A 22,296-nucleotide genomic window follows, 5' to 3' on the forward strand; every position below is an offset into this window, starting at 1 on the left:
TCAATATTCGCATGGTCTCCACGTCCGAAATCAAGATCTCGGTGGTCATCGACGAAAAGCACATGGAGCTGGCCGTCAAGGCGCTGCACAAGGCCTTTGGCCTGGACAAGAGCGATATCGAAAGCGAATAGAGAGCGAAAAGCGGCAAGATTGGCCTGTCCTTTCTACGATGACAGGGAAGTCGGTGACACTGCGACATTCGACTTCCCTTCAACGCATTCATGATGTCATGGTGCGCGTCGGTGGTGCACAGTGGTCTCATGCCACATAATATGTTTAGTTTAGTTGAATGGCGTCGATTGGATCGTCGCGTATCCCGTTGCAAGTCGTCTGAGAAGGAGATCAGTCATGCTCATCCTGACCCGCCGTGTCGGCGAAACCCTGATGATCGGTGATGACATCACCGTGACCGTCCTTGGCGTGAAGGGCAATCAGGTGCGAATCGGCGTCAATGCACCCAAGGATGTCGCCGTACATCGTGAAGAGATCTACCAGCGTATACAGCGCGAGAAGTCCGACGAAGGGGGTGGCGGCACAGCATCCTGAGAGTGATAACGAGACGCTGGCGATTCAGTCCGGAGGAAACAAATCCCTGAATACGCTAGACAAAGAGGCGCAGAGGCGATAGAGTATGCGCCGTGTCGTTGAGGGAGAGGTGGCCGAGTGGCTGAAGGCGCTCCCCTGCTAAGGGAGTATGGGGTTTATAGCCCCATCGAGGGTTCGAATCCCTCCCTCTCCGCCATGACGGCACGCGGAAAAAGTGAAAAGCAGTAAGCAGCGGAAAGACGAAAGCAGCGGAAAGACGAAGCAACGCGCCCGTAGCTCAGCTGGATAGAGTACCTGACTACGAATCAGGGGGTCGGAGGTTCGAATCCTCCCGGGCGCGCCATATCTACTGACTTCCGTGGCGTGCATGGTCGCCTGTGCGATGTCTTGAAGCTGGAAAGAAGATCGCGGTTATACCGTTTATGCGCCCGTAGCTCAGCTGGATAGAGTACCTGACTACGAATCAGGGGGTCGGAGGTTCGAATCCTCCCGGGCGCGCCAGATTCAGACCCGTCCTCGAATCGAGGGCGGGTCTTCTGCTTGTGACCATTGGTCAAGCGTTTACCTGCAATTGGTATCGGCCTGTTCAGGGATGAGTGCGCCGTGCGATCGTTTGGGGTGCCGTCGCTAGTCGACGTGCGCCCCTTTTTTGTGGTTTCGTTGCCATGATATTTCCTGTTGCGGCTGAGAGGTGGTGTGTGCGCTCAGTCCGGCGAGAAGGGCGTCGAGCTCGGTGATGCGCTTGAGTTGCTCGAAGCGCTGAGCCGCCACGGCATCCCGATAGCGCATCTGGTTCAGCCACTGCTTGACCAGTGACACCACCACGCGTGCTTGCAGTTTTTCGCGCTGCGTTGCAGCATAGGCGACAAGGATCGCTGCCCGAGCCTGCCAGCAGGTGTCGGGGAGGCGTTCGCCGGTTCTCAGCCAATGACGGATGCGTGGTGCCAGCCAGGGGTCGGCCAGGGCGCCGCGGCCAAGCATGACATCCTGGCAGCCGGATAGCGTTCTCGCTTTCCAGTAATCTTCCAGGCTCCAGATGTCGCCGTTGGCGACCACGGGAATGCTCAGGTGACGGCGTATACGTCCGATCCATTCCCAATGGGCCGGTGGCCGGTAGCCTTCGTCGCGGGTGCGTGCATGCACCACGAGTTGTGTCGCGCCGCCCGCTTCGGCTGCCCCGGCGCAGGCCAGGGCGAGGCGACGGTTGGAAAAGCCGAGGCGGATCTTGGCCGTCACCGGTATGGCGTGGCCCACCATGTCATGCACGGCGGCTACCGCCGCATAGACCCGGCGTGGGTCGCGCAGTAGCGAGGCGCCGCCGTCATGGCGATTGACCAGCTTGGCCGGGCAGCCGAAATTGAGATCGATGCTGGACACGCCCAGGTGCAGGGCCTGCCGGGCATTGGCAGCCAGGGCGCCGGGATCGCTACCCAGCAGTTGCAGGTACACCGGTACACCGGAAGGGGTTCGAGCCGGGAGTCGGGCGAGCTCGGGGCAGGTCTTGTGGTAGACCCGTGGCGGTAGGCGGGCATCGACCACGCGCACGAATTCGGTGACCGTCCAGTCGAAGCCGGGCAGCCGGGTGAGCAGGTCGCGGGTGACGGAGTCGATCACTCCTTCCATGGGGGCGAGCCCGATACGGCCCATCTCACGACCTCCTTGTAGTAAATTAACAACGCTGGGTTCCACCATGGGGCGCTTGCAATCTGTCCTGAGTGTGGCAGTTTATACGACCGGATTTCTACGCTATTCGACCTGATGGCGTCTGTTCGCGGTCAGGTTAGGGGAGAAGGCGCATGCAGGATCTGCAGCTGTTACATGACGGTCTGGCCCTGATGGGCGTAGGCATGGGATTCGTTTTTGTTTTTCTTACCGTGCTTGTGCTGACCACCACCTTGATGTCGCTGGTCATTCGCCGCCTGGCCCCCACGCCGCCTGCCGTGCAGCCCGCCGTCGGTCAAGGCATGGCACCTGCCGCTGACAGGGACGATGATGCCGAGCTCATGGCCGTCATCAGCACCGCCGTCCATCGTTACCGCCATCGCCGCCCTCGCCACTGATTACCGAGCGCGCGGCGAGGGCGCGCCATATTACTACATAACACCATCGCCATCTCTACGGGGTCATCGTCATGAGTGAGACCAAACGCCCGCTGGGCATCACCGACGTCGTGCTGCGCGACGCCCATCAGTCACTGTTCGCGACCCGCTTGCGCCTTGACGACATGCTGCCGATTGCCGAGAAGCTCGATCGGGTCGGCTTCTGGTCGCTGGAGTCCTGGGGCGGTGCCACCTTCGACGCCTGTATCCGCTATCTCGGAGAAGATCCGTGGGAGCGGATACGGGCGTTGAAGGAGGCCATGCCCAATACCCCGCAGCAGATGCTGCTGCGCGGCCAGAACCTGCTGGGCTATCGGCACTATGGCGATGATGTGGTCGACCGTTTCGTCGAGCGGGCCAAGACCAACGGCGTCGATGTCTTCCGCGTGTTCGATGCCATGAACGACCCGCGCAACTTGGAGCGCGCCATCAAGGCGGTGCGCGATGTCCAGGGCCATGCCCAGGGCACGATCTCCTACACCGTCAGCCCGGTGCATACCCTGGACAGCTGGGTCGAACTGTCCGAGACCATCGCCGACATGGGGGCCGACTCCCTGTGCATCAAGGACATGGCCGGCCTGCTGACCCCCTATGACGCCTTCGAGCTGGTATCCCGGCTGAAAAAGGCGCTGTCGATTCCGATCCACATGCAGTGTCATGCCACCACCGGCATGTCCACCGCCTCGATCCTCAAGGCCGTGGAGGCCGGTATCGACAACGTCGATACTGCGATCTCCTCCATGTCGATGACCTACGGCCACAGCCCCACCGAGTCGGTGGTCGCCATCCTGAGGGGCACCCAGCGCGACACCGGCCTGGACCTGGAGCTGCTCGAGGAGATCGCCGCCTACTTCCGCGAGGTGCGCAAGAAGTACGCCGCCTTCGAGGGCTCGCTCAAGGGCATCGACTCCCGCATCCTGGTGGCCCAGGTGCCCGGCGGGATGCTCACCAACATGGAAGGCCAGCTCAAGGAACAGGGCGCCGGCGACAAGCTTGACGACGTGCTGGCCGAGATCCCGCGTGTCCGCGAGGACCTGGGCTTCATTCCGCTGGTGACGCCGACGTCACAGATCGTCGGTACCCAGGCGGTGATGAACGTGATGATGGGCGAGCGCTACAAGTCGATCTCCAAGGAGGTCCAGGCGCTGCTCAAGGGCGAGTACGGCGCAGCCCCTGCCCCCTTGAACAAGGAGCTGCAGCAGCGCGTGCTGGAGGGAGGTGAGCCGATCACCTGCCGCCCTGCCGACCTGCTTGAGCCGGAAATGGAACGTCTTGCCACCGAACTCAAGGAGAAGGCCGGCTCGGAAGGCATCCGCCTCGCCGAAGGGGAGCGGGAGGTCGATGATGTCCTGACCTATGCGCTGTTCCCGCAGATCGGCCTCAAGTTTCTCAAGAACCGCGACAACCCCGATGCCTTCGAGCCAGTGCCGCAGGCACCGGAAGCAGCGTCAACGGCAGCGCAGGCGACAGCCAACCTGCCGGCCACGACGCAGCTCAGGTGCCGGCGCAACAAGGCGCTGCCCCGGCCGGTCCCGAGACCTATACCGTCAAGGTCAACGGCAAGGCCTATGTGGTGGAAGTGGCCGAGGGCGGCGAGATCGGTGAGGTGACGGAGCAGGGCGACGCGGCCCCGACGCCGGCGGCTCCTGCCGAGCCCAGCGGCGAGATCATCGCCGCACCCCTGGCGGGCAATATCTTCAAGGTCAACGTCAAGCCGGGCGATGCGGTCAAGGACGGTGACGTCGTCATCATCCTTGAGGCCATGAAGATGGAAACCGAGGTGCGGGCAAGCAGTGCCGGCACCGTCTCCGAGGTCAAGGTCAGCGAAGGCGACAGCGTTTCCGTCGGCGATGCGTTGATCGTGCTCTAAGGGCGAGGCCACATGGACAAGCTACTGACCCTGTGGGAGGGCTCGGGCCTCTACAATCTGACCCTTGGCCAGGCGGTCATGATCGCGGTGGGCCTGGTACTGCTCTACCTGGCAATCCACAAGCGATTCGAGCCGTTGCTGCTGGTGCCGATCGGTTTCGGCGGAATCCTTGCCAATATCCCCGAGGCGGGGCTGGCCATCTCGGCGCTGGACCAGGCCATCGAGGTGGCCAGGCCTGCCGTACTGCACCAGATCGCTTCGGCGATGGGGGCGACCCTCGATCCACTGGCTAGCGAAGAGGCGTGGCGGTCGACCGTCAGATTGATCGCGGATGACGGCGCCTCGCCTGACCAGCTTCGCGCCGCACGCGATGTGGCCATGAACGTGGGCTACGGTGACGGGCTGCTCTACACCTTCTACGCGGTGGCCGTGGCCTCGGGGATTGCGCCGTTGCTGATCTTCATGGGCGTGGGCGCGATGACCGACTTCGGTCCGCTGCTGGCCAACCCGCGGACGCTGTTCCTGGGCGCCGCGGCCCAGTTCGGCATCTTTGCCACTCTGTTCGGGGCGGTAGGGATGACCACCCTGGGCTGGATGGACTTTTCCATCGAGCAGGCGGCCGCCATCGGCATCATCGGCGGTGCCGACGGGCCCACCTCGATCTACGTTTCCAGCGTACTGGCTCCGGAGCTGCTGGGGGCCATCGCGGTGGCAGCCTACGCCTACATGGCGCTGGTGCCGCTTCTGCAGCCGCCGATCATGAAGTTGCTCACCACGCGCAAGGAACGAGAGATCACCATGACCCAGCTGCGCCCGGTCTCCAAGCTGGAGAAGATCGTCTTCCCACTGCTGCTGTTGATGCTGGTCGCACTCTTCCTGCCCGATGCGGCACCGCTGCTGGGGATGTTCTGCTTCGGCAACCTGATGCGCGAATGCGGCGTGGTGGAGCGGCTGACCGATACGGCCCAGAATGCGTTGATCAATATCGTCACCATCGTACTGGGGCTGGCGGTGGGCTCCCGGCTGATGGCGGAGAGCTTTCTCGCGGTGGAGACCCTGGGCATCATGGCGCTGGGTATGGTGGCGTTTGCCATCGGCACCGCGGCCGGGGTGCTCATGGCCAAGCTGATGAACGTGATGAGCAAGATGCCGATCAACCCCTTGATCGGCGCCGCGGGGGTCTCCGCGGTGCCCATGGCGGCACGGGTGGCCAACAAGGTCGGCCTCGAGTCCAATCCCCACAACTTCCTGCTGATGCATGCCATGGGGCCCAACGTGGCCGGTGTCATTGGCTCGGCGGTGGCGGCGGGGGTGATGATCAAGTACCTGGGCTAGTGCAGCCAGTAACTTGTGATAGAAAACAGGTTCATCGCAGACTGGCGTGAAATGGCAAGGGATATCATGCCCGCGCTGTCGGAGCATCTTCAGATCGCGACTGGAGGCTGCAAGCCTCCCGGCGGTGTTGCCTATGTTGGCGGCTATGGCTGGCGCTGCGGTCTCCGCCAAGGTGCCTGGCGGCGCCAGTCACAATGGAAACTCGGAGCGCCGACCCGAGCGCTCCAACAAGGAGCGCCTGCGTCGCTGTCGTCGAGCCTCCCTTCCACAATGCAGCCTGCAGAGCAGGTTCACGCCAAAGTGTGAAGAACCAAACAAGCCCATCGCCTGATGGGCTTTTTTACTGATGGGCTTTTCGGTTGAGGGAGCCTTGCCTGGCTACTCCTGAACAGCCGCTATGAGTTGGTGGCGGTGCCGGGCATCTTCGGGGCGGTTGGACCGGTGGCAGCCTCCTGGGCCAGCTCCAGGTCCTCTTCGACCCATAGCTGGCAGGCGAGCCGGTAGCCCTGCTCAAGGCGCGAACCCAGCATCTTCTTCTCCTTCCAGTTGGGCTCGGCGAGAGACTCGCCACCCTTGAGCACCTTGCACATGCACTTGGCACATTTGCCCATGCCACAGCCGTAGCTGAGGTGGGGATAGGGAAACTGGCGAATACCGGCACGCACGACCAGGTTGGTCTTGGGCTGGACCTCGCCTTCATGGACTTCGCCGTTCTTGTGAATCTTGATCAGGGGCATGGGGTCACCTAACGTTTTCTGTTTCACTGCATCCAACTGCGTTCTAGCGCCGTCCCGGTCGAGCGCATCGACTCAATGGCTTTTGGTATACCATGTGCCAAATCGGTGATGCCGTCAAGTCCGGTGTATCGCTCCGTGGGATCGCTCGAAAAAATCCCGGCGCCTTTGGCGCGGGATCCTCGTTCACTGGACAGCAGTGTGTTGTCTATATCATCAGTATCACGGCCAGGATGGATGCCACGACGACACCCGAGATGACCGGTATGAAGTTCCGACGAACCAGTTCCGAAGGGCTGACCCCGGCAATACCGGCATCGGCGGCGACGCCAAAGGCCCAGGCTGCCAGGGTGCCGCCACCGGCGAATATCGCGGCGACCTGGCCCAGTGCCGCCAGCACGGTGACGTTGACCCCGGCGCCAGTACCCAGCGCTGCTGACAGTGAACCCACCAGCGGCAGGCCGGAGAAGCCGGAGCCGTCCATGCCCGACAACAGGCCGATGAAGGCCATGCCGAAGGCCAGCAGGATCACGTTGCCGTCGATGTATTGCCCGATATTGTTGCCGATATCGAACAGGTATCCAGCGGCACCGGTGCCGATTACCTCGGCAGCGTGTCCCGGATGGCCGAGGAAGAAGAAGCCGGCGATGGGAATGATGGGTGCGAAGATCTTGATGGCGAAGAAGAAGCCTTCGCGGGTATAGGAGCTGATTCCGTCGAGGGCATGATGGCCATGGGCAGCAAAGGAGGAGAGCACAAGGAGCACGGTGGCCGTGCCGCCCAGCAGTGCCGTCGCACCGCCGCCGCGAATCGCCTGGTCGGGCAGGAACAGGGCACGATAGATCATCAGCCCGGCAATGCCGAGCAGGATCACCGGTACTGCCACCGCGAAGAGGCGGGCATAGGGGCCGATCTCGGGTTCTTCATCCGTGGTTGTCGTCTGTACTGCGGCAGCGCCCACCGACTTGGGTGAAAACACTTCATCGGACTGGGGGGCCTTCAGCACACCCGAGCGCATGTCACGGCGCAGGTGGAAGCAGGCAAGGCCGATGGCCACGACGCCGACCGTCATGGAGAAGAGCAGCGTATAGGGTACCAGGGTGGCGGTATCGATGCCGGCGGCACCGGCGGTGAGGCGGCTGGCGCCCTGAATGATGGGATCGGCCGACAGTGCCATGCCGTGGCCGAACAGGTTCACGGCCATGGCCGCGCCGATGGCGGGCAGGCCGACCTGCATGGCAACCGGGATCAGCACGGTACCCACCAGGGCGACGGCAGGTGTGGGCCAGAAGAAGGCGGCCGCGATATACATTGTCACGCCGAGAACGAAGAAGGCGGTCCAGGGACCTACCATCAGTTTCTTCATGGGGGCGACCATGAGTCGATCGGCACCCTGGCTCTGCAGCGATTTCAGCATCGCCACCATCAGTGCGATGACCAGCATGATATCGAACAGTTCGGTGCCGGCATTCAGCAGGGCTCGAAAGACCACCTGTACGGCAAAGATAACCTGATTGAGAGGGCCTTCGTGCTGGGGCTCGGCGAGCAGGCCCAGCATGAAGATACCGATTATCGAGGGGACGATGACCCCTTTGCGAAAGCCGATGGAGACGAAGATCGCCAGGATGACCAGCAGGAACACCCAGTGCGACGCGGTTAGTTGTACCTGTTCAAGTTGTTCCATATTGCACCTTGGATTGTGTTTGTCAGGTTGGGTAGGCGTTGTTTTTGTCGCTCGTTGCCTTTGTTGCCGTGCCGTTCCGCCAGGGTCAGGCGAAGGGCGTCGGCGCGTCTTCGCGCCTGGGATTCAGCAAGACGTTGGCTGCATGGGTAATCTCCAGTCTGGTCAATGGTCAGCCTATTGCGAGGCTGCCTGTGGGTTAGCCCAGCATCACGGCGCCATAGAGCAGTGCGCCCAATACCACGATTGCGGGGTGAGTTCTGAAGCGAAGCAGGGCGATAGCCGCCGCCGCAGCGATCAGTAGCGTGTGGGCCAATCCGGCCCCATTGACGCCTTCCATGAAGAAACTGGCCGCCAGCCACGCCATCATCATGGCGATCACGGGGCGAACCCACTGGCTCATGCGCTTGACCCGTGGCGAGTCGCGGTGGCGGTAAAGCAGGCCCAGCGCACCCAGCATCAGCAGCAGCGAAGGCACGACCGTGGCGAAAACGGCTACCAGGGCTCCCCCGATGCCGGCGACCTCATGGCCAACGTAACCGGCCATCTTGGTGGCGATGGGGCTGGGCAGGGCATTGCCCAGGGCCAGGATTTCGGCGAACTCCTGGCCGCTCATCCAGCCGTAGCGGCCGACCACTTCTGCCTCGATCAGCGGAATGATGGCCGGGCCACCGCCGTAGCCGATGATGTTGGGAATGAAGAAGGCGAGGAACAGCTCGACATGGATCATGGCGCCGTCTCCTCTGCTGCCTTGGCCTTCGAGGTTGGCTGCAGCAGTGCCGTAACGAGAATGGCTCCGACGACCCAGCCCGGATGGATGCCGATCCAATAGATGAGACCGCCGGCGATGACCGCCATGGCCAGGCTCACCGTCCAACCGAGAACCAGGCGGGACTTGTGCAGAAAATCCCAGGCGAGCTGGGCCATCATCACCATGACGACCGGCACCACGCCCTGTCCCATGCCGTGGATCCAGCTTACGTCGCGGTATCGGCTGAACAGCCCCAGCATGAGGATCATGGCCACTATCATTGGCAGGATCACCGCAAGGACGGCATTGATGCAGCCGGCCAGGCCGCCGATGCGATAGCCGATGTAGCCCGGCATCTTGGTGGCGATGGGGCCGGGCAGGGTGTTGGCGATGGCCAGGATGTCGGCAAACTCTTCGTCTTCCAGCCAGCCATGGCGCTTGACCACTTCCTGGTGTACCAAAGGGATCATGGAAGGGCCGCCACCAAAGCCCAGCAGGCCGATCCGTAGGAAGGAAAAAAAGATTTTCCCCTGTATCGATGCACTCATGGCGCGGTCGTCCTTGCTGGGCTGCTATGGGAAAAAAGCATTGAAATCATCATCATACCGTCACCCGGCCGTGTGTTTTCCTGGTAATAATCGATTATTTGACCTAGAATATGACGCATAAAAGAGAGTCGTCAATACTCCGGTATACCAAATCCCAAAATAATTTTGGAAGCACGCCATGACACAGAATGCAAAGCAGGCGGGGGCTACGGCTTCCAGTCGGGTTTTCGAGGTCCTGCGCCAGGACCTGTTGAGCGGGCGGTTCGGCGCCGGTGAGAGGTTGTCGATCAGTTCGCTCAAGGAAACCTATCAGGTGGGGCTGAGCCCGCTGCGCGAAGCGCTCAATCGGCTGGCGGCCTATGGCCTGCTGCGCCAGGAGAACCAGCGCGGCTTTCGGGTGCTTGAGTTGACCCGAAGCGAGCTCGACGACATTGCCGAGATGCGACGCCAGATGGAGGGAATGGCGATCGAGCGTGCCATCGCCCATGGCGACGAGGAGTGGGAGTCCCAACTGCTGGCGGCCAATCATCGCCTGACCCGTGCCGGAGCCTCGACTCCGTTGCGAGAGTGGGAGCAGCTGCACACGCGCTTTCATAACGCCCTGGTGGCGCCCTGCGGTTCGGTCTGGCTGCTGCGCTTCATCAGTCAGCTGCACGACCAGTTCGATCGCTATCGGCGAGTCGCGCCCAGCGCGCCGGAGCTCAGGCAGCGACTCGATGCCCAGCACGGCGAGCTCGTGGCACTGGCCCTGGCCCGTGATGCGAAGGGGGCTCGCGCATTGATCGAGGAGCACATCACGCTCTCCAGTCAGGTGGCGCAGCGCAGCTGTTAGTAAAGGGGGCAATGCCGCTCAGGAAGCTGTTCGAACGCGGCCCGTGTCGTCGGCCTTCCGCGCAGCCCCGGAGCCTGTGCGATCGACCTGGCTCGCCGGCCCCGCCGGCCCCGCCGGCCCCGCCGGGTGAAGGCGTGAAGCGTTCAGGCATGCACGGGCATGCCGGGAGCAGTTTGTATTGATCGACCCCCCGGGGCTTTACAGGGCAGCATCGAGTGCGCTATTTTCAGGCATACGGTATACCATGTGCCAAAGCCTCTGACGATGCTGGGCCTTGCCGCGTAGCGCCGGCTGCGAGATAGCCGCCAGCAGGGCAGGACCCGAAAGGAGAACCGAATGAACGGTTTTGTACTGACCGAAATGACCTGGCCAGAGGTCGAGAACGCACTGAAGACCGCACGTATGGCCATCATTCCTGTGGGCGCCCATGAGCAGCATGGCCCGCACATGAATGAAAGCTGTGATGCGGTGCTGGCCACCGAAATGGCCAAGCGCCTGGGTGCTGCGCTCTACCCCGATGTGCTGGTGACGCCCACCGTCAACATGGGGGTGTCACCTCACCACATGAACTTCCCGGGGACCATCAGCCTGCGACCGGAGACCCTGCTGGCGCTGCTTCGCGACATGGTCGGTTCGCTGAAACGGCACGGCATCACCCGGGTCCTGTTCCTGAACGGTCATGGCGGCAACCAGTCGACCTTGAGCATCGCCTGCAGCACCTTTACCCAGGAGCTTGGGGTGGCGTGCTACTTCGCCAAGACCACCGCAGCGGCCAAGACAGCGATGAAGGAGCACATCCACTCGACGCTCTACGGCCACAGCTGCGAGCGAGAGGTCTCGGAGGCGTACTACCTGGCGCCTCACCTGGTCCGCCCCGAGAGGCTGGAGAAGGGTGACATCGTCTCCGGCGGGCGCTGGGAGGGGTTGCGCCCGGGCAATCCCATCCAGGGCTTCTACCCCTACGAGGAGATGACGCGTAACGGCTGTATCGGGGATGCCACCCAGGCCAGCTACGAGATCGGCCAGGCGATCGTCGAGGAGGCGCTGGAAGGTTTGACGGCGGCGGTTCGGGAGTTGCTGGCCGGCCCGGTGGAAGCGGCGCCACCGACGGCGGAAATCGCCTGAGACCGACGCCTTTCGGCCTGATCACGCCGTCCGGCAGCATGCCATGACAATGACGAAAGAGGCACTGACATGTACATCATCCTGACAAGCAAATCCAACGAATACGATGCCAGGCCGGACAGCGGCATCTCGCCGGTCGAGACCTATGCCTACTATTTCTATGGCAAGAAGAAAGCCGACTTCACCATTGCCGAAGTCGCTGCCGGTGGCAGTCGGGTCAGTATCGTCGAGTGTGGCGATAACGGGCAGGTCAATAGCGTGCCGATCAAGTTCTTCGAGAAGTTTGCGACGGTCGAAGAGGCCCGCCAGGAGCTGAAACAGCTGGTCACCTTCGGCACCATCGATACGCGCCTCGAAAAGGTTGCCGCGACGGCGTCCTAGTCTGTCGATCGCATCTACGATTCAGCCCCGTGGGTTCCCCTCCCATGGGGCTTATGCATTCTAACGGTGCGTCGATTCGGTCAGGAAAGCCGGGCTGCACCCTCACGGTGCTTCGTATGCCAGAAAAGTTCCCCCTGTGGTATCCTGTTACATCTGATTATTTCTTGTTTTTTGGCCACTCGAAGGTAAGTCCTCATGGCAGAGACCTGGACTCAGGAAGACCTCTCACCGATCCGCGACAAGGTGTATGCCTATCTCAAGGACGCGATACTGCGTGGGGAATACAAGGCAGGTGATCGGCTGGTCGAGCGGGTGCTGGCCGAGAAGCTCAATATCAGTCGTACCCCCATCCGAGAGGCGCTGTTTCGACTCGAGACCCAGCGGTTCGTGCGAACGGTGCCGCGCAAGGGAGTGGTGGTCAACGAGATCACCCAGGCCGAGATCCTCGAGGTCTTCATGATCTTGGCTTCGCTCGAGTCGCTGGCCGCGCGGTTGGCGGCCCAGAAGGTCAACGACGCCATCATCGCCGAAATCGACCAGCTCATGGCCGAGATGGAGGAGGCGTTGAGCGACGGTGGTGGCGACGAGGTCGAGCTCAACGTCAAGTACAACGAACTGATCGGGCGGGCCTCCGGCAATCCCAAGCTTCACGAGATGCTGGTCGATCTCAAGGATTATGTGCGTGCCTTCTCGAATCTCAGCAGCGCCTTGCCCGGCCGCACCAAGGCGGCGCTGCGTGAGCACCAGGACGTGCTGAGTGCGATCCGCAGCGGTGAAGCGGACCTGGCCGAGAACTTTACCCGCATCCACCTCGAGAAGTCCCGCAAGGCGTATATGAGTCGCTCTCAGGCTTGAGATGGGTACACGACTGACCCCGGGCGCCACAAGCGCCCGGGGTCTCGTTTCCAATCCAGGAGGCCGGCAGGCTATTCTCCTTCAGACGCCTCCGACAAGCCGAATATCCCTGACCGCGCCATCGCCCAGGGCTTCCAGCGCTGCAGCGTAAGCCTCGCCATCATGCGTCGCCCGGGCACTCTCCAGGTCGGGAAACTCGATGATGATGGTGCGGTCCTGCTGGCCGTCCTCATAGGCATAAGCCGCCACATCCCTCGCCAGGAAGATGCCGCCACCAGCGGCGATGGCAGGGATCGCCAGTTGAATGTAGCTGGCATACTTCTTCGCATCCGATATTTCACGATAGCAAGAGACCCAATAGGCTTTACTCATCTCTCGAACTCCTTGTGTAAGAGGGTGACATGCCGAGCCCTGTAGCCATCATTGCCAGGCTTTGTCTGAAAAGTCGGCGAGCGAAGGCCAGGGCTAGGCCCGTTCCCTACGGGCCAACGCACTTCCCACATCCATGTGGGTCGCAAGGCAAAAATCGGCGAAAAGACGGAGTTTACGGGGTGTAAATGAGTACTTTGAGCCGATTTTTAACGCCGTATGGTCGAGCGCAGCCAGTTTTCGGGCAAAGCCTAGCCGATGACGAGCGGCGAGGAGAAATTCTTCAATGCTCGTGCCACGCTCATGGCGACGATATACCCGGTCTTGGGGTTGTTCGGGGACGGGGTGTTCTGCACCTCGATGCGCACTTCGCCAAATAGGCCCTTGGCCGAGACCTCGTGGATGTTCTTGTCGATGGTGGGATCGACCAGCACCCGAACCCGGGTGGCCTCGAAGCCTACGCCTGCCAGGCTCAGCGCCGCCGAGACATTGACGCTCTCGGGAAAGACTCGCGATGACTCCCGTGCATTGCCTTCGAAGATCACGGTGGGCGTCTCGACCGTATCGAGTCGACCACTTCCTCGGCGAAGGTGCCTCGCCACGCTTTCACCGGCTTGCGGGTCGTCAGTGTCACACTGTCGAGCGGGCCCTGGGCGGCGGCGGCGATGCGGTCGAGCCCGGCGATGGCGGCGGAGGGGACCAGTACCCGTTTGCCATGCCGGCTGGCGCTGGCCATGACCCGGTCATGCAGTGCCTGATCGCAGAAGGCCCCGACCGACACCACCATGAAATCGCAGCCATGGGAGAGCGATGTCTCGGCGTAGCGGATCACGGCTTCGTGGCCTGCGGTCTCGACCACCACGTCGGGACGGCAGGCGAAGAACGTCTCTTCGCTGTCGGTGATCAGACCGCTATCCAGGGCGTCGGCATACTTGCCGGTGTCGCGTACCAAAATGGCGGCCAGTCGGGTGTTGCCCGCCTGGCCGCCGAGGATGGCTGCGGCGACATCCCTGCCCGCCGTGCCATAGCCGATGAGTCCAACGTGTATCATATGACCTCACAACTCTGTGCTGGGCCAGCCGCAGCTCCTGGTGCCGTGGTGGCAGTCGGGCCTGGCGGGCCGGGTGAGAGCGACGCCCTCAGGCTTCCGTCTTGGGCTTTATCTGGCCTGCTGTGATGGGTCTGGCCGGTTTGCTCACATCCCAGGAGACCTTCACGCTGCCGGTAAGGAAGGTCTGGCAGGCCATGCGATAGCCCTGGCTGATCTCCTCGGCGCTGAGCAGCTTCTCCTCCTTCTTCTTTACGGCATCGGTATTCTCGATGCCCTCCTCGATGAGGCACTTGCAGGTGCCACAGAGTCCGCCACCGCACTTGAAGGGGATGCCCCCCTTCTCGCGCAGCGAGACGCGCAGCAGGTTGGAGTCCTCCGGGGCGGAGATGGTCTTGTTGTCGTTGGTGATGAAGGTGATATCTAGCATGGTGGCAACCTCTCAATGGCCGGTGGGGCGTCATGCCACGCTGTCGTTGAGTTCATGGGTAAAGTTGAAGCTGTCGGAGAAGATCCTTTCCACGCTCAGCCCTCGCTCGGCGAAGCTGGACTTTGCGGCGGCGATCATCGGTGGCGGGCCGCACAGGTAGGCATCGAACTCGCTCAGGTCGGGGTGGTCCTGGCACACGGCTTCGTGGACAAAGCCGCGTCGCCCTTCCCACTCCGGGTCGCGTCGGAGAGCACCGGGATATAGTGGAAGTGGGGCAGCGTCCTGGCCCAGTGCTGCAGCAGTTCGTCGAGATAGAGATCCTCGGCGCGGCGTACGCCCCAGTAGAGCGTGATGTGCGGCGCGTGGGGTTCATCCTTCAGCGATTCGATGATGCTCTTGACCGGTGCCAGGCCGGTGCCGCCGGCGACCATCAGCAGGCGATTCGTGCTTTCCGCGTCGTGTCGGAAGGCTCCGAGTGGCAGCTCGACGTCCAGAGTGTCGCCGGGCTGGTAGTGGGTGTTGAGGCGCTCGGTGAAATAGCCGCCCGGTACCCGGCGGATATGGAAATCGAAGAGATCGCTGCGCGGCGGAGAGGCCATCGAGAAGCTACGCGGCGTGCCGTCGTCCAGCATGATGTTGAGGTACTGGCCCGGCAGGAAGCTCACCTCGCTGGCGGAGGGTATGCTAAGCACCAGGTGGGTCACATCGTGGCTGAGCTTCTCCAGGCTTACGATCGTGGCTTCGTGGTAGTCGGGGGGAATATAGCCTGCCGGAAACACGTCCGCGCTGATGGTCAGGTCGCTCTGGGCGACCGCCTGGCAGGCCAGGGCGTAGCCTTCCTGCTCCTCTTCCTCGGAGAGCCCCATGGGCATCTCCTCGTAGGCCACCTGGCCTTCCAGCAGCTTGATCCGGCAGGCGCCGCAGCCACCGAAACGGCAGTCGTGCACGAGGGGGAAACCTGCCCGCTCGGCCGCATCGAGCAGCGGCTCGCCCGGCTGGACGTCGAAGGTCTCAGCAGTAGCGGCAAGAGTGATTCGATATGTCATAGCAGCCTCCTGGTGCACACCCATGGCATGCCATGGTCTTGTCGTTGTGGGGTGTCCGCACTTGGCTAGTCGTTGTCATCTGCCCGCAGGGTCGCGAGACCCTGCGGCAGAGTCGGGGTTACTTCTTGATGTCGGCTTCGACGATCACCTCGTGACCGGCACCGCTCAGGTGCTCCTGCAGGGCCTTCAGGGCAGCGAGGCCGGCCTTGGTGTCCTGCTCGCCGTTGCCGCCGCTGAGGCCCACGCCGCCGACCACTTCGCCATCGACGACGATGGGGAAGCCGCCGACGAAGACGGCGAACTTGCCTTCGAAGCTCCACTGGATGCCGAATGCCTCGTTACCGGGCAGGGCGGGGCCATTGGGGGCGGTATTGAACAGGTGCGTGGAGCGCTTGTGACCGGCGGCGGTGAAGGCCTTGTTCCAGGCGATCTGCGGGCCGGTGATGCGAGCGCCGTTCATGCGCTCCAGCGCCAGCGGGTAGCCGCCGTCGTCGACGATGCAGATGGTCTCGAGGACGTTGATCTCCTCCGACTTCCGCTTGGCCGCTTCGACCATCAACTTGGCTTCTTCGAGTTCGAGACGAAATACCTGCTTCATGGGGCTCACCTTGTCGTCAGGTTGTCGTTGTAGGAGCCGCGCTCAGCGGCCGATGTAGACGGTCTTGGTCTGGGTGAAGAAGTCCAGTCCGGCGCGTCCCGACTCGCGGAACGTGGAGGTGCTCGACTGCTTCAGGCCGCCGAAGGGCGCATTGACCAGGTTGCCCGTGGTGGTGCGGTTGACCTTGACGGTGCCGGCCTGGATGTCGTGCGGAAAGCGCTGGATATAGTCGATGTTCCGCGTCACCAGGCGGCCGCCAGCCCGTAGGGGGTATCGTTGGCCTTGGCGATGGCATCCTCGTAGCCGTCGATATCGATGACGGCGACCACGGGCCCGAAGATCTCCTCCTGGGCGATGCGCATCTGTTGGGTCACATCGCTGAAGATCGCCGGCGATACGTAGAAGCCCTTGTCGTAGGCACCGCCGCTCAAGCGCTCGCCGCCGTGGACATGGGTGGCCTCGCGCTTGCCGGTATCGATATAGCCGAGCACGGTATCGAGCTGCTGACGGGTGGCGAGCGGGCCGATCTGGGTGCCCTTGTCCAGACCGTTGCCGATCTGCAGTTCCTTGACTCGCTCCACCAGGCGCTCAAGATAGGCGGCCTTGACCGAGGGGGCGATAAGCACACGGCTGGTGCCGGTGCAGGCCTGGCCCGTGAGCGAGAAACCGCCCTTGATGGTCAGGTCGACGGCCGTGTCGATATCGGCATCGTCGAGCACGATCAGCGGGTTCTTGCCGCCGAGCTCCATCTGGGTGCGAGTCGCCATCGGGGCGCTGCGATGGATCTTCTCGCCGGCGGCGGTGGAGCCGGTGAAGGAGATGGCACGTACCGCAGGCGCCGCGGTGATGTCTTCACCGATGGCCGATGCGCTGCCGGTGATGAAGTTGAAGACACCCTCGGGGACGCCGGCATGATGCAGCGCTTCCGCCAGGCGATAGGCGATCAGGGGAGCATCCGACGAGGGTTTGAAGACCACGGTGTTGCCGGTGATCAGGGCCGGTGCGATCTTTCTTGCCGGAATCGAGATCGGGAAGTTCCACGGCGTGATGATGGTTGCCACGCCCAGCGGCTCGCGCTGGGTGTAGACCATCATCTTGGCGTCGTCCTGGGGGAAGGTCTCGCCGGTGATGGTCTGGCCCTCGACGGCGTAGAAGCGCAGGGTCTGGGCCGAGCGGGCGATCTCGTCGCGGCTGTTGGCGAGCAGCTTGCCCTCTTCGCGGGTCAGCTCCTGGGCGAACTGCTCGATATTCTGGACCAGATAATCCGCCGCCTGGTTGAGGATCTTCGCGCGCTTTGAAAGGGGCGTGTCCCGCCATGCGGGGAACGCCTTCTCGGCTGCTGCGATGGCCTGCTGTGCATCTTCCGCGGAAGAGGCCTGGAACTGGCCGAGCAGGTCGTCCTGGTCCGCCGGGTTGCGGTTCTCGAAGGTCGATCCCGAGCCGCAAGCCAGCCATTTGCCGTCGATGTAATTGAGAAACTGTGTGACGTTATCCAAGAAGCTCACCTCGTGTGATCATTGGAGCTCTCTGTCCTGGGACCGATGCCTGCCGGCCTGGGCCGGCAGGCATCATGCGGAGATACGAACTGGAACGGCTGGTATCAGGCCGCCAGGTCGAGCTCGGAGAGGGGCAGGTCGCTGGCCACGTAGTCGTAGTAGAGCGCCGTGGTGTAGAGCAGGCGCATCTGGGCGCCGATCTCGCAGATCTTCAGGCAGCGCTGCTGCAGCTCGACGGTGTCGGCGTGCTCGAGCACGATCTGATAGCCGCGCTCACCGTGGATCTCGTCGGAGACGATGTGCAGGTCGAAGAACTCCACCTCTTCATCGGTGAAGCCATACTTGTCGCGCAGGGTCGGGGTCTGCTTGCGATAGATGGAGGGCACCTGGGACTCCAGGCCAACCACCAGGCCGGCCACGGCAACCACCGGGTGCTCGCGCATGGCAACGGCATAGCACCAGCTCTGCAGGCCACGGGTGGTGGGCGACATGTTGTCGGGGTTCTCGACCCGCTCGCGAGTGGTGCCGCACGCCTCGGCGAATCGGATCAGCAGGTCGGTATGCCGGTCACCGCCGAGCTCTTCCTCATACATGTTCTGCAGCAGGAAGTCCTTGGCCTCGGTGTAGTTCTCCGGCGTGTTGGCATAGATGTAGGCCAGGTAGTCGGCGAACGGGCCAACGTAGTGATAGTGGTTCTCGGCCCACTTGGCGAGGTGGGCGCGGCTCAGCTTGCCGCTGGCCCATGCCACGCTGAACGGTGCCTTGTTGGCGCTCTTGCCCTTGATGGCGTCTTCGAGGGCGGTGCGGAATTCGTCACGATTCATCAGTTCGGCCATGGGGATCTCTCCTGGTTGCCTGGGTATTGGCTACTTCAGCCAATGGCCCGTTTTATTGGTATGCCTACGGGAGTCAGGGAAGTGCAGTGACAGTTGATGTTGTGGGCCTCTGCCTTCCGGTTTGGCTCATGGTATACCAAAAGCCATGTGGCAAGACTAATTTCATCCCTCCGATACTGTCAAGGGGTTTTCTGACCTGGATCAAATTTTGGCAGCGCCCGGATAGCGGCATGACCGCGCGTAAACCTGGAAAAAGCCCTTCATCGCAGTAAGTAAGCGGGGCGAAAGCGATCGGAAGAGGGCTTGCGGAGGGAGCAAGACGCCGCCGGGGAAGGCGGTAAGGAGAGTCGGGCAGGCGTGAAGGAGGGAGGCAGCCACGGCTTGCCATCACCAAGTATGGTATACCGTGGCGGCCTCCTTGGGGGGCTATCGGGCCAGCACGGTCGACAGTGTGGCCAGGGCCAACGTCACTGCAGTGTCAATCGTCGCATCCACTGCGTTGCCACCGCAGACTGGGCGGCAAGCGGCTGGGAAGTGGTGAGCATGCGGCAATGGCCTCAGGTCGGCATGCGTTGCGACGTTGGCGGGCAGAAGTGGGGATCGACGTTCATGGCGTTTCCTATTCGAGCGAGGCGTTGATTCGAGAAGAAGTATCTTTGCGCCGCCTAAAGTAGCTGAGGATGCTGTAAACAATGGAGACGACAGCCAGGGTCAGCAGGATGGCGGATATCGGACGGGTAAAGAACAGTGTCCACTCATCGCTGGTCTGAAAGGCACGCCTGAGATTGGTTTCAGCGATCGGGCCTAGCACGACCCCGAGAACCAGTGGGGCGAGCGGATAGTCGAGCTTCCTGAGGACGTAACCCGCCAAGCCGACGCAGGCAAGCAGGTAGAGATCGGAGATACGATTGTTGAGGGTAAAGGTTCCGATGGCGCAACAGGCCAGTACACTGGTACACAATGTACTTGGGGACATTGAGCAGTCTCAGGAAGGCGCGCATCAGGATCAGTCCGATGAACAGCATGAACACGGATGCCACTGCCATGGAGATGAACATGCCATAGACCAGGTCCGGGTTGTCGAGAATGAGTCGCGGACCGACACTGATGCCATGCACCATGATCGCAGCCATCAAGACGGCGTCGGCTGGGGAGCCGGGAATCCCCAGGGCAATAAGGGGAATCAGGCTGCCACCAACCGTGGAGGAGTTGCCAGACTCCGACGCCACGACACCCTCAGGCTCACCGTTACCGAACGTCTCCGGGTGTTTGGATGCACGCTTGGCCTGATCGTAGGCCAGTAGATTGGAAATCGAACTGCCTGCCCCGGGCACCGCGCCGATGAAGACGCCGATCAACGATGAGCGCACCACATTGACGGGTTTGAGAATCACCTGCTTCACCGTGTCGAGCAGATGGGGGCGCATGTCGCCGCTGATGAGGGAGCTGGGCTGCGGTTTCCCACCTTGGGCAGGCTCCAGCTCGGAGAGCAGTTGGCTCATGGCATACATGCCAATCAATACGACCAGAAAAGGAATGCCGGCCGCCAGCACTTCGTAGCCAAAGGTGAAACGCTCGCGCCCCATGATTGGGTCGGGGCCGACAGTTGCCAGGCCGATGCCAATCAGTCCGGCGATCAGCCCCGTATGAGAGAGTCTCCAACCAGGCTGGCGATGATCGTCAGAGCGAATACGATCAAGGCGAAATACTCCCAGGGACCAAGCTTGACCGCCATCAGCGCCAGCGGCGGGGCCGCCATGATGAGTATGACGATGGAGATGAGAGACCCCACGAAGGAGGCGAACAGGCCGAGGGAAAGCGCCCTGCCAGGATGGCCCTTGCGCGCCATGGGAAAGGCATCGAAAGTAGTCGCAACTGCGGAAGGAGTCCCCGGGATGCCGAGCAATGCGGCACTGAACAGCCCACCGCTTAGCCCGCCCACGTAAACCGAGAGCATGACCGCGACCCCCTGCATAGGCGGCATGGCAAAGGTCAACGGAAGGGTGAGTACAATGGCCATGGTGATCGTGAAGCCGGGGATTGCAGCTGACACGATGCCGGCAAGGGTGGCGATTGCCATAAGGCCCAGGGTGTAGGGGGTCATGATACCACCCAGTGCCAACAGAAAAGCGTCTGTCATGATTTCACCTGATTACCATCTTGCTCTGGGTAGATAGATACTGAACACCTCGGAAAAGAGGTAGTAGGGGCCGGCTGAGAAGACCGCAGCGACAATGAGGGCCACAACGATGGTAGTCAGACGTTTCGGCGCCATCAGAATCTGGGCAGTCGACAGGTACAGGAAGGTGCTGGTCATGAAGCCGAGCCATGGCAGAGCAGCCATGTAGGCGATGAACAGTACCAGGTTGGCGATGACCATCTTCAGCCTGAGCGTTCTTGCCAGACAGGATGACCAGGTGGTTCTGGGCAGGCCGTATTTGAAGACCTCCGTGATGAAGGCGATGCTGCAGAGTACGGCAATGGATAGGAAAATGATGCGTGGAAAGGCCCCTGCGCTCATGGGTTCCCAGCGAGAGGCCGGCAGCGCGCCGGCCTTGAGGGACATGAACAGTGCGATAGAGGCAATGACGGCATAGGAGAGAAGCTGCAGTGTGGGCAGCAAGGCTTCCTCTGTGGTTCTTCGTTCCATGCGGGCCTCCTGGCAACACCCTGCCTCAGTCGAGGAGGTGGGCGTTAGCCTCAATATCCTGGTTCATGTTGTGCATGTAGTCGGCATAGTCGGCTCGGCCCATGTAGCGAACGGTCCCGCCGACATTGGCGACCTGGGTTTGGAAGGACTCGCTTTCGGCAATCTCGGCCAAAGCGCTTTCGAGTGTGTCGAGAATCTCTTCCGGCGTGCCCTTGGGTGCCACAAGGCCGCGCGTCACGAGGAACTCCAGGTCGTAGCCCAGTTCCTGAAGTGTCGGAGTGTCCGGCAGCTCATCAATGCGCTCGTTAGTGGCCACTGCAAGGATGTTCATGTCGCCGTTTTCCACGAAGGAGCTGGTGGACGAGTAGTCCTCGATGGCGACGGTGATGTGGCCGCCGGCCAGGGCACGCAGTCGCTCCCCCGTTCCTTCGTAGCCGACGTAACCGAAGTCGGTACCGGTTGCCTCCTCGAACTGGACGGCCCACAGGTGGGGAATGCCACCCATGGTCACCCCCATGCGGTATTCGCCCGGGTTAGCTGTGGCGTCTTCGAGCAGGTCGTCGAGGGTTTCCCAGCCGGTATCGGCATTGACGGCAATGACGGAGTTGATGCTGGTCATCATGGAGATCACGTCGAAGTCATCCCAGTTCAGGTCGGTGACGCCGGAATGGTGAGCGATCAGCAGGCCTTCGTGGATCTGGGTGATGGTGTACCCGTCATTGTCGCGGCGAGTGACTTCTCTCAGGCCAATCGTGCCGCTTGCACCCGGCATGTTGATGATGGGGACAGCCTCGCCCAGGGCCTCTTCGAGGTGCTGTCCGACGATGCGCATCAATAGATCGCTACCACCGCCCGGCCCCCAGGGCACGATGAATTCCACCGCCCTGTTGGGGTAGTCATCCGCCTGGACAGTGGCTGCCATACTACCGACTGCCAGGGAGACACCGGCTAGGGCCGTGGCGGCCCAGCGGAGGGGTTTGCGTGAAGTGACGTTGGATTTGTTGGGTGTCAGCATTTGGCTTCTCCGGTTTTGGTCTAACAAGGACCCGGCAGCAGCCGGGTCAGG

General features: G+C 62.0%; 23 protein-coding genes, 3 tRNA genes and 3 pseudogenes. 13 read left to right on the top strand and 16 right to left on the bottom strand.

The features are described 5' to 3' along the window. From Q427_RS31525 to Q427_RS19500, 5 genes are all read left to right on the top strand, one after another. On the top strand, nt 1–131 hold a 131-nt coding region (locus tag Q427_RS31525), incomplete at its 5' end, for an ACT domain-containing protein (protein ID WP_442905538.1). A 217-nt stretch (nt 132–348) separates the two neighbouring features. Next, nucleotides 349–546 carry a carbon storage regulator CsrA gene (gene csrA, locus Q427_RS19485; RefSeq protein ID WP_043516785.1) on the top strand — a complete coding sequence of 66 codons (198 nt, stop codon included), beginning with the start codon at nt 349–351 and terminating at the stop codon, nt 544–546. Between the two features lie 103 nt (nt 547–649). Next, nucleotides 650–742 (top strand) — tRNA-Ser (locus tag Q427_RS19490). 70 nt (nt 743–812) lie between these two features. Continuing rightward, nucleotides 813–889 (top strand) — tRNA-Arg (locus tag Q427_RS19495). A gap of 81 nt (nt 890–970) precedes the next feature. Then, nucleotides 971–1,047 (top strand) — tRNA-Arg (locus Q427_RS19500). 126 nt (nt 1,048–1,173) lie between these two features. Here Q427_RS19500 and Q427_RS19505 read toward each other — a convergent pair. Further along, nucleotides 1,174–2,193 carry a tRNA dihydrouridine synthase gene (locus Q427_RS19505; protein WP_231613806.1) on the bottom strand — a complete coding sequence of 340 codons (1,020 nt, stop codon included), beginning with the start codon at nt 2,191–2,193 and terminating at the stop codon, nt 1,174–1,176. A 149-nt stretch (nt 2,194–2,342) separates the two neighbouring features. Between Q427_RS19505 and Q427_RS19510 the strand changes: the two genes are divergently transcribed. The 4 genes from Q427_RS19510 to Q427_RS19520 all read left to right on the top strand — a co-directional run bounded on the left by Q427_RS19510 (nt 2,343) and on the right by Q427_RS19520 (nt 5,850). Then, the gene (locus tag Q427_RS19510) at nt 2,343–2,606 is read left to right on the top strand and encodes an OadG family transporter subunit (RefSeq protein ID WP_043516786.1); all 264 of its coding nucleotides are present in this window, start codon (nt 2,343–2,345) and stop codon (nt 2,604–2,606) included. Between the two features lie 71 nt (nt 2,607–2,677). Then, entirely contained in the window at nt 2,678–4,255 is a 1,578-nt protein-coding gene (gene oadA, locus Q427_RS19515) for a sodium-extruding oxaloacetate decarboxylase subunit alpha (protein WP_231613807.1), read from the top strand. Continuing rightward, nucleotides 4,219–4,515 carry a biotin/lipoyl-containing protein gene (locus Q427_RS34475; RefSeq protein ID WP_231613808.1) on the top strand — a complete coding sequence of 99 codons (297 nt, stop codon included), beginning with the start codon at nt 4,219–4,221 and terminating at the stop codon, nt 4,513–4,515. Before oadA ends, Q427_RS34475 begins: the two co-directional genes overlap by 37 nt. A 12-nt stretch (nt 4,516–4,527) precedes the next feature. Beyond that, nucleotides 4,528–5,850 carry a sodium ion-translocating decarboxylase subunit beta gene (locus Q427_RS19520; protein ID WP_043516788.1) on the top strand — a complete coding sequence of 441 codons (1,323 nt, stop codon included), beginning with the start codon at nt 4,528–4,530 and terminating at the stop codon, nt 5,848–5,850. Between the two features lie 395 nt (nt 5,851–6,245). Here the strand turns inward: Q427_RS19520 and Q427_RS19525 are convergent, their stop codons facing one another. From Q427_RS19525 to Q427_RS19540, 4 genes are all read right to left on the bottom strand, one after another. After that, nucleotides 6,246–6,587 (bottom strand): 2Fe-2S iron-sulfur cluster-binding protein, encoded by a 342-nt coding sequence (locus Q427_RS19525; protein ID WP_043516790.1) that lies wholly within the window; start codon nt 6,585–6,587, stop codon nt 6,246–6,248. A gap of 205 nt (nt 6,588–6,792) precedes the next feature. Beyond that, nucleotides 6,793–8,268 (bottom strand): hypothetical protein, encoded by a 1,476-nt coding sequence (locus Q427_RS19530; RefSeq protein ID WP_043516791.1) that lies wholly within the window; start codon nt 8,266–8,268, stop codon nt 6,793–6,795. A gap of 196 nt (nt 8,269–8,464) precedes the next feature. After that, complete coding sequence (locus Q427_RS19535) at nt 8,465–8,995, bottom strand: chromate transporter (RefSeq protein ID WP_043516792.1); 531 nt, start codon at nt 8,993–8,995, stop codon at nt 8,465–8,467. Beyond that, nucleotides 8,992–9,564 (bottom strand): chromate transporter, encoded by a 573-nt coding sequence (locus Q427_RS19540; RefSeq protein WP_043516793.1) that lies wholly within the window; start codon nt 9,562–9,564, stop codon nt 8,992–8,994. Before Q427_RS19540 ends, Q427_RS19535 begins: the two co-directional genes overlap by 4 nt. Before the next feature lie 178 nt (nt 9,565–9,742). On the opposite strand from Q427_RS19540, the gene Q427_RS19545 reads away from it, so the two are divergent. The 4 genes from Q427_RS19545 (at nt 9,743) to Q427_RS19560 (ending at nt 12,757) form a co-directional block, all read left to right on the top strand. Then, nucleotides 9,743–10,396, top strand: coding sequence for a GntR family transcriptional regulator (locus tag Q427_RS19545; RefSeq protein WP_043516794.1), 654 nt, complete (start codon nt 9,743–9,745; stop codon nt 10,394–10,396). A gap of 336 nt (nt 10,397–10,732) precedes the next feature. Then, nucleotides 10,733–11,521 carry a creatininase family protein gene (locus Q427_RS19550; RefSeq protein ID WP_051496546.1) on the top strand — a complete coding sequence of 263 codons (789 nt, stop codon included), beginning with the start codon at nt 10,733–10,735 and terminating at the stop codon, nt 11,519–11,521. A 69-nt stretch (nt 11,522–11,590) separates the two neighbouring features. Beyond that, nucleotides 11,591–11,902, top strand: a complete 312-nt coding sequence (locus tag Q427_RS19555) for a hypothetical protein (protein WP_043516795.1) — start codon at nt 11,591–11,593, stop codon at nt 11,900–11,902. 195 nt (nt 11,903–12,097) lie between these two features. Next, nucleotides 12,098–12,757, top strand: a complete 660-nt coding sequence (locus Q427_RS19560) for a GntR family transcriptional regulator (RefSeq protein WP_043516796.1) — start codon at nt 12,098–12,100, stop codon at nt 12,755–12,757. A gap of 81 nt (nt 12,758–12,838) precedes the next feature. Here the strand turns inward: Q427_RS19560 and Q427_RS19565 are convergent, their stop codons facing one another. The 11 genes and pseudogenes from Q427_RS19565 to Q427_RS19610 form a co-directional block, all read right to left on the bottom strand. Continuing rightward, nucleotides 12,839–13,129: a DUF1330 domain-containing protein gene (locus tag Q427_RS19565; protein ID WP_043516797.1), complete on the bottom strand. Its 291-nt coding sequence runs from the start codon at nt 13,127–13,129 to the stop codon at nt 12,839–12,841. Between the two features lie 248 nt (nt 13,130–13,377). Continuing rightward, nucleotides 13,378–13,671, bottom strand: coding sequence for an aspartate dehydrogenase domain-containing protein (locus Q427_RS32600; protein WP_197030746.1), 294 nt, complete (start codon nt 13,669–13,671; stop codon nt 13,378–13,380). After that, complete coding sequence (locus tag Q427_RS32605; protein WP_197030747.1) at nt 13,668–14,177, bottom strand: hypothetical protein; 510 nt, start codon at nt 14,175–14,177, stop codon at nt 13,668–13,670. The genes Q427_RS32600 and Q427_RS32605 overlap by 4 nt, the downstream gene beginning before the upstream one ends. Nucleotides 14,178–14,265: 88 nt before the next feature. Beyond that, complete coding sequence (locus Q427_RS19575; protein WP_043516798.1) at nt 14,266–14,604, bottom strand: 2Fe-2S iron-sulfur cluster-binding protein; 339 nt, start codon at nt 14,602–14,604, stop codon at nt 14,266–14,268. Between the two features lie 30 nt (nt 14,605–14,634). Next, nucleotides 14,635–15,674 (bottom strand): annotated as a pseudogene (locus Q427_RS19580) (2Fe-2S iron-sulfur cluster-binding protein). 94 nt (nt 15,675–15,768) lie between these two features. Continuing rightward, entirely contained in the window at nt 15,769–16,248 is a 480-nt protein-coding gene (locus Q427_RS19585) for a GlcG/HbpS family heme-binding protein (protein WP_043516799.1), read from the bottom strand. 42 nt (nt 16,249–16,290) lie between these two features. Beyond that, a pseudogene (locus Q427_RS19590) lies at nt 16,291–17,753 on the bottom strand (aldehyde dehydrogenase family protein). Nucleotides 17,754–17,848: 95 nt separating this feature from the next. Continuing rightward, nucleotides 17,849–18,580 carry a TenA family transcriptional regulator gene (locus tag Q427_RS19595; protein ID WP_043516801.1) on the bottom strand — a complete coding sequence of 244 codons (732 nt, stop codon included), beginning with the start codon at nt 18,578–18,580 and terminating at the stop codon, nt 17,849–17,851. Nucleotides 18,581–19,199: 619 nt separating this feature from the next. Beyond that, a pseudogene (locus Q427_RS37070) lies at nt 19,200–20,720 on the bottom strand (tripartite tricarboxylate transporter permease). Between the two features lie 12 nt (nt 20,721–20,732). Further along, the gene (locus Q427_RS19605) at nt 20,733–21,230 is read right to left on the bottom strand and encodes a tripartite tricarboxylate transporter TctB family protein (RefSeq protein ID WP_043516802.1); all 498 of its coding nucleotides are present in this window, start codon (nt 21,228–21,230) and stop codon (nt 20,733–20,735) included. Nucleotides 21,231–21,255: 25 nt separating this feature from the next. Next, the gene (locus Q427_RS19610) at nt 21,256–22,245 is read right to left on the bottom strand and encodes a Bug family tripartite tricarboxylate transporter substrate binding protein (protein WP_051496547.1); all 990 of its coding nucleotides are present in this window, start codon (nt 22,243–22,245) and stop codon (nt 21,256–21,258) included. Between the last annotated feature and the right edge of the window lie 51 nt (nt 22,246–22,296).

This window comes from Halomonas sp. BC04 (assembly GCF_000568385.1).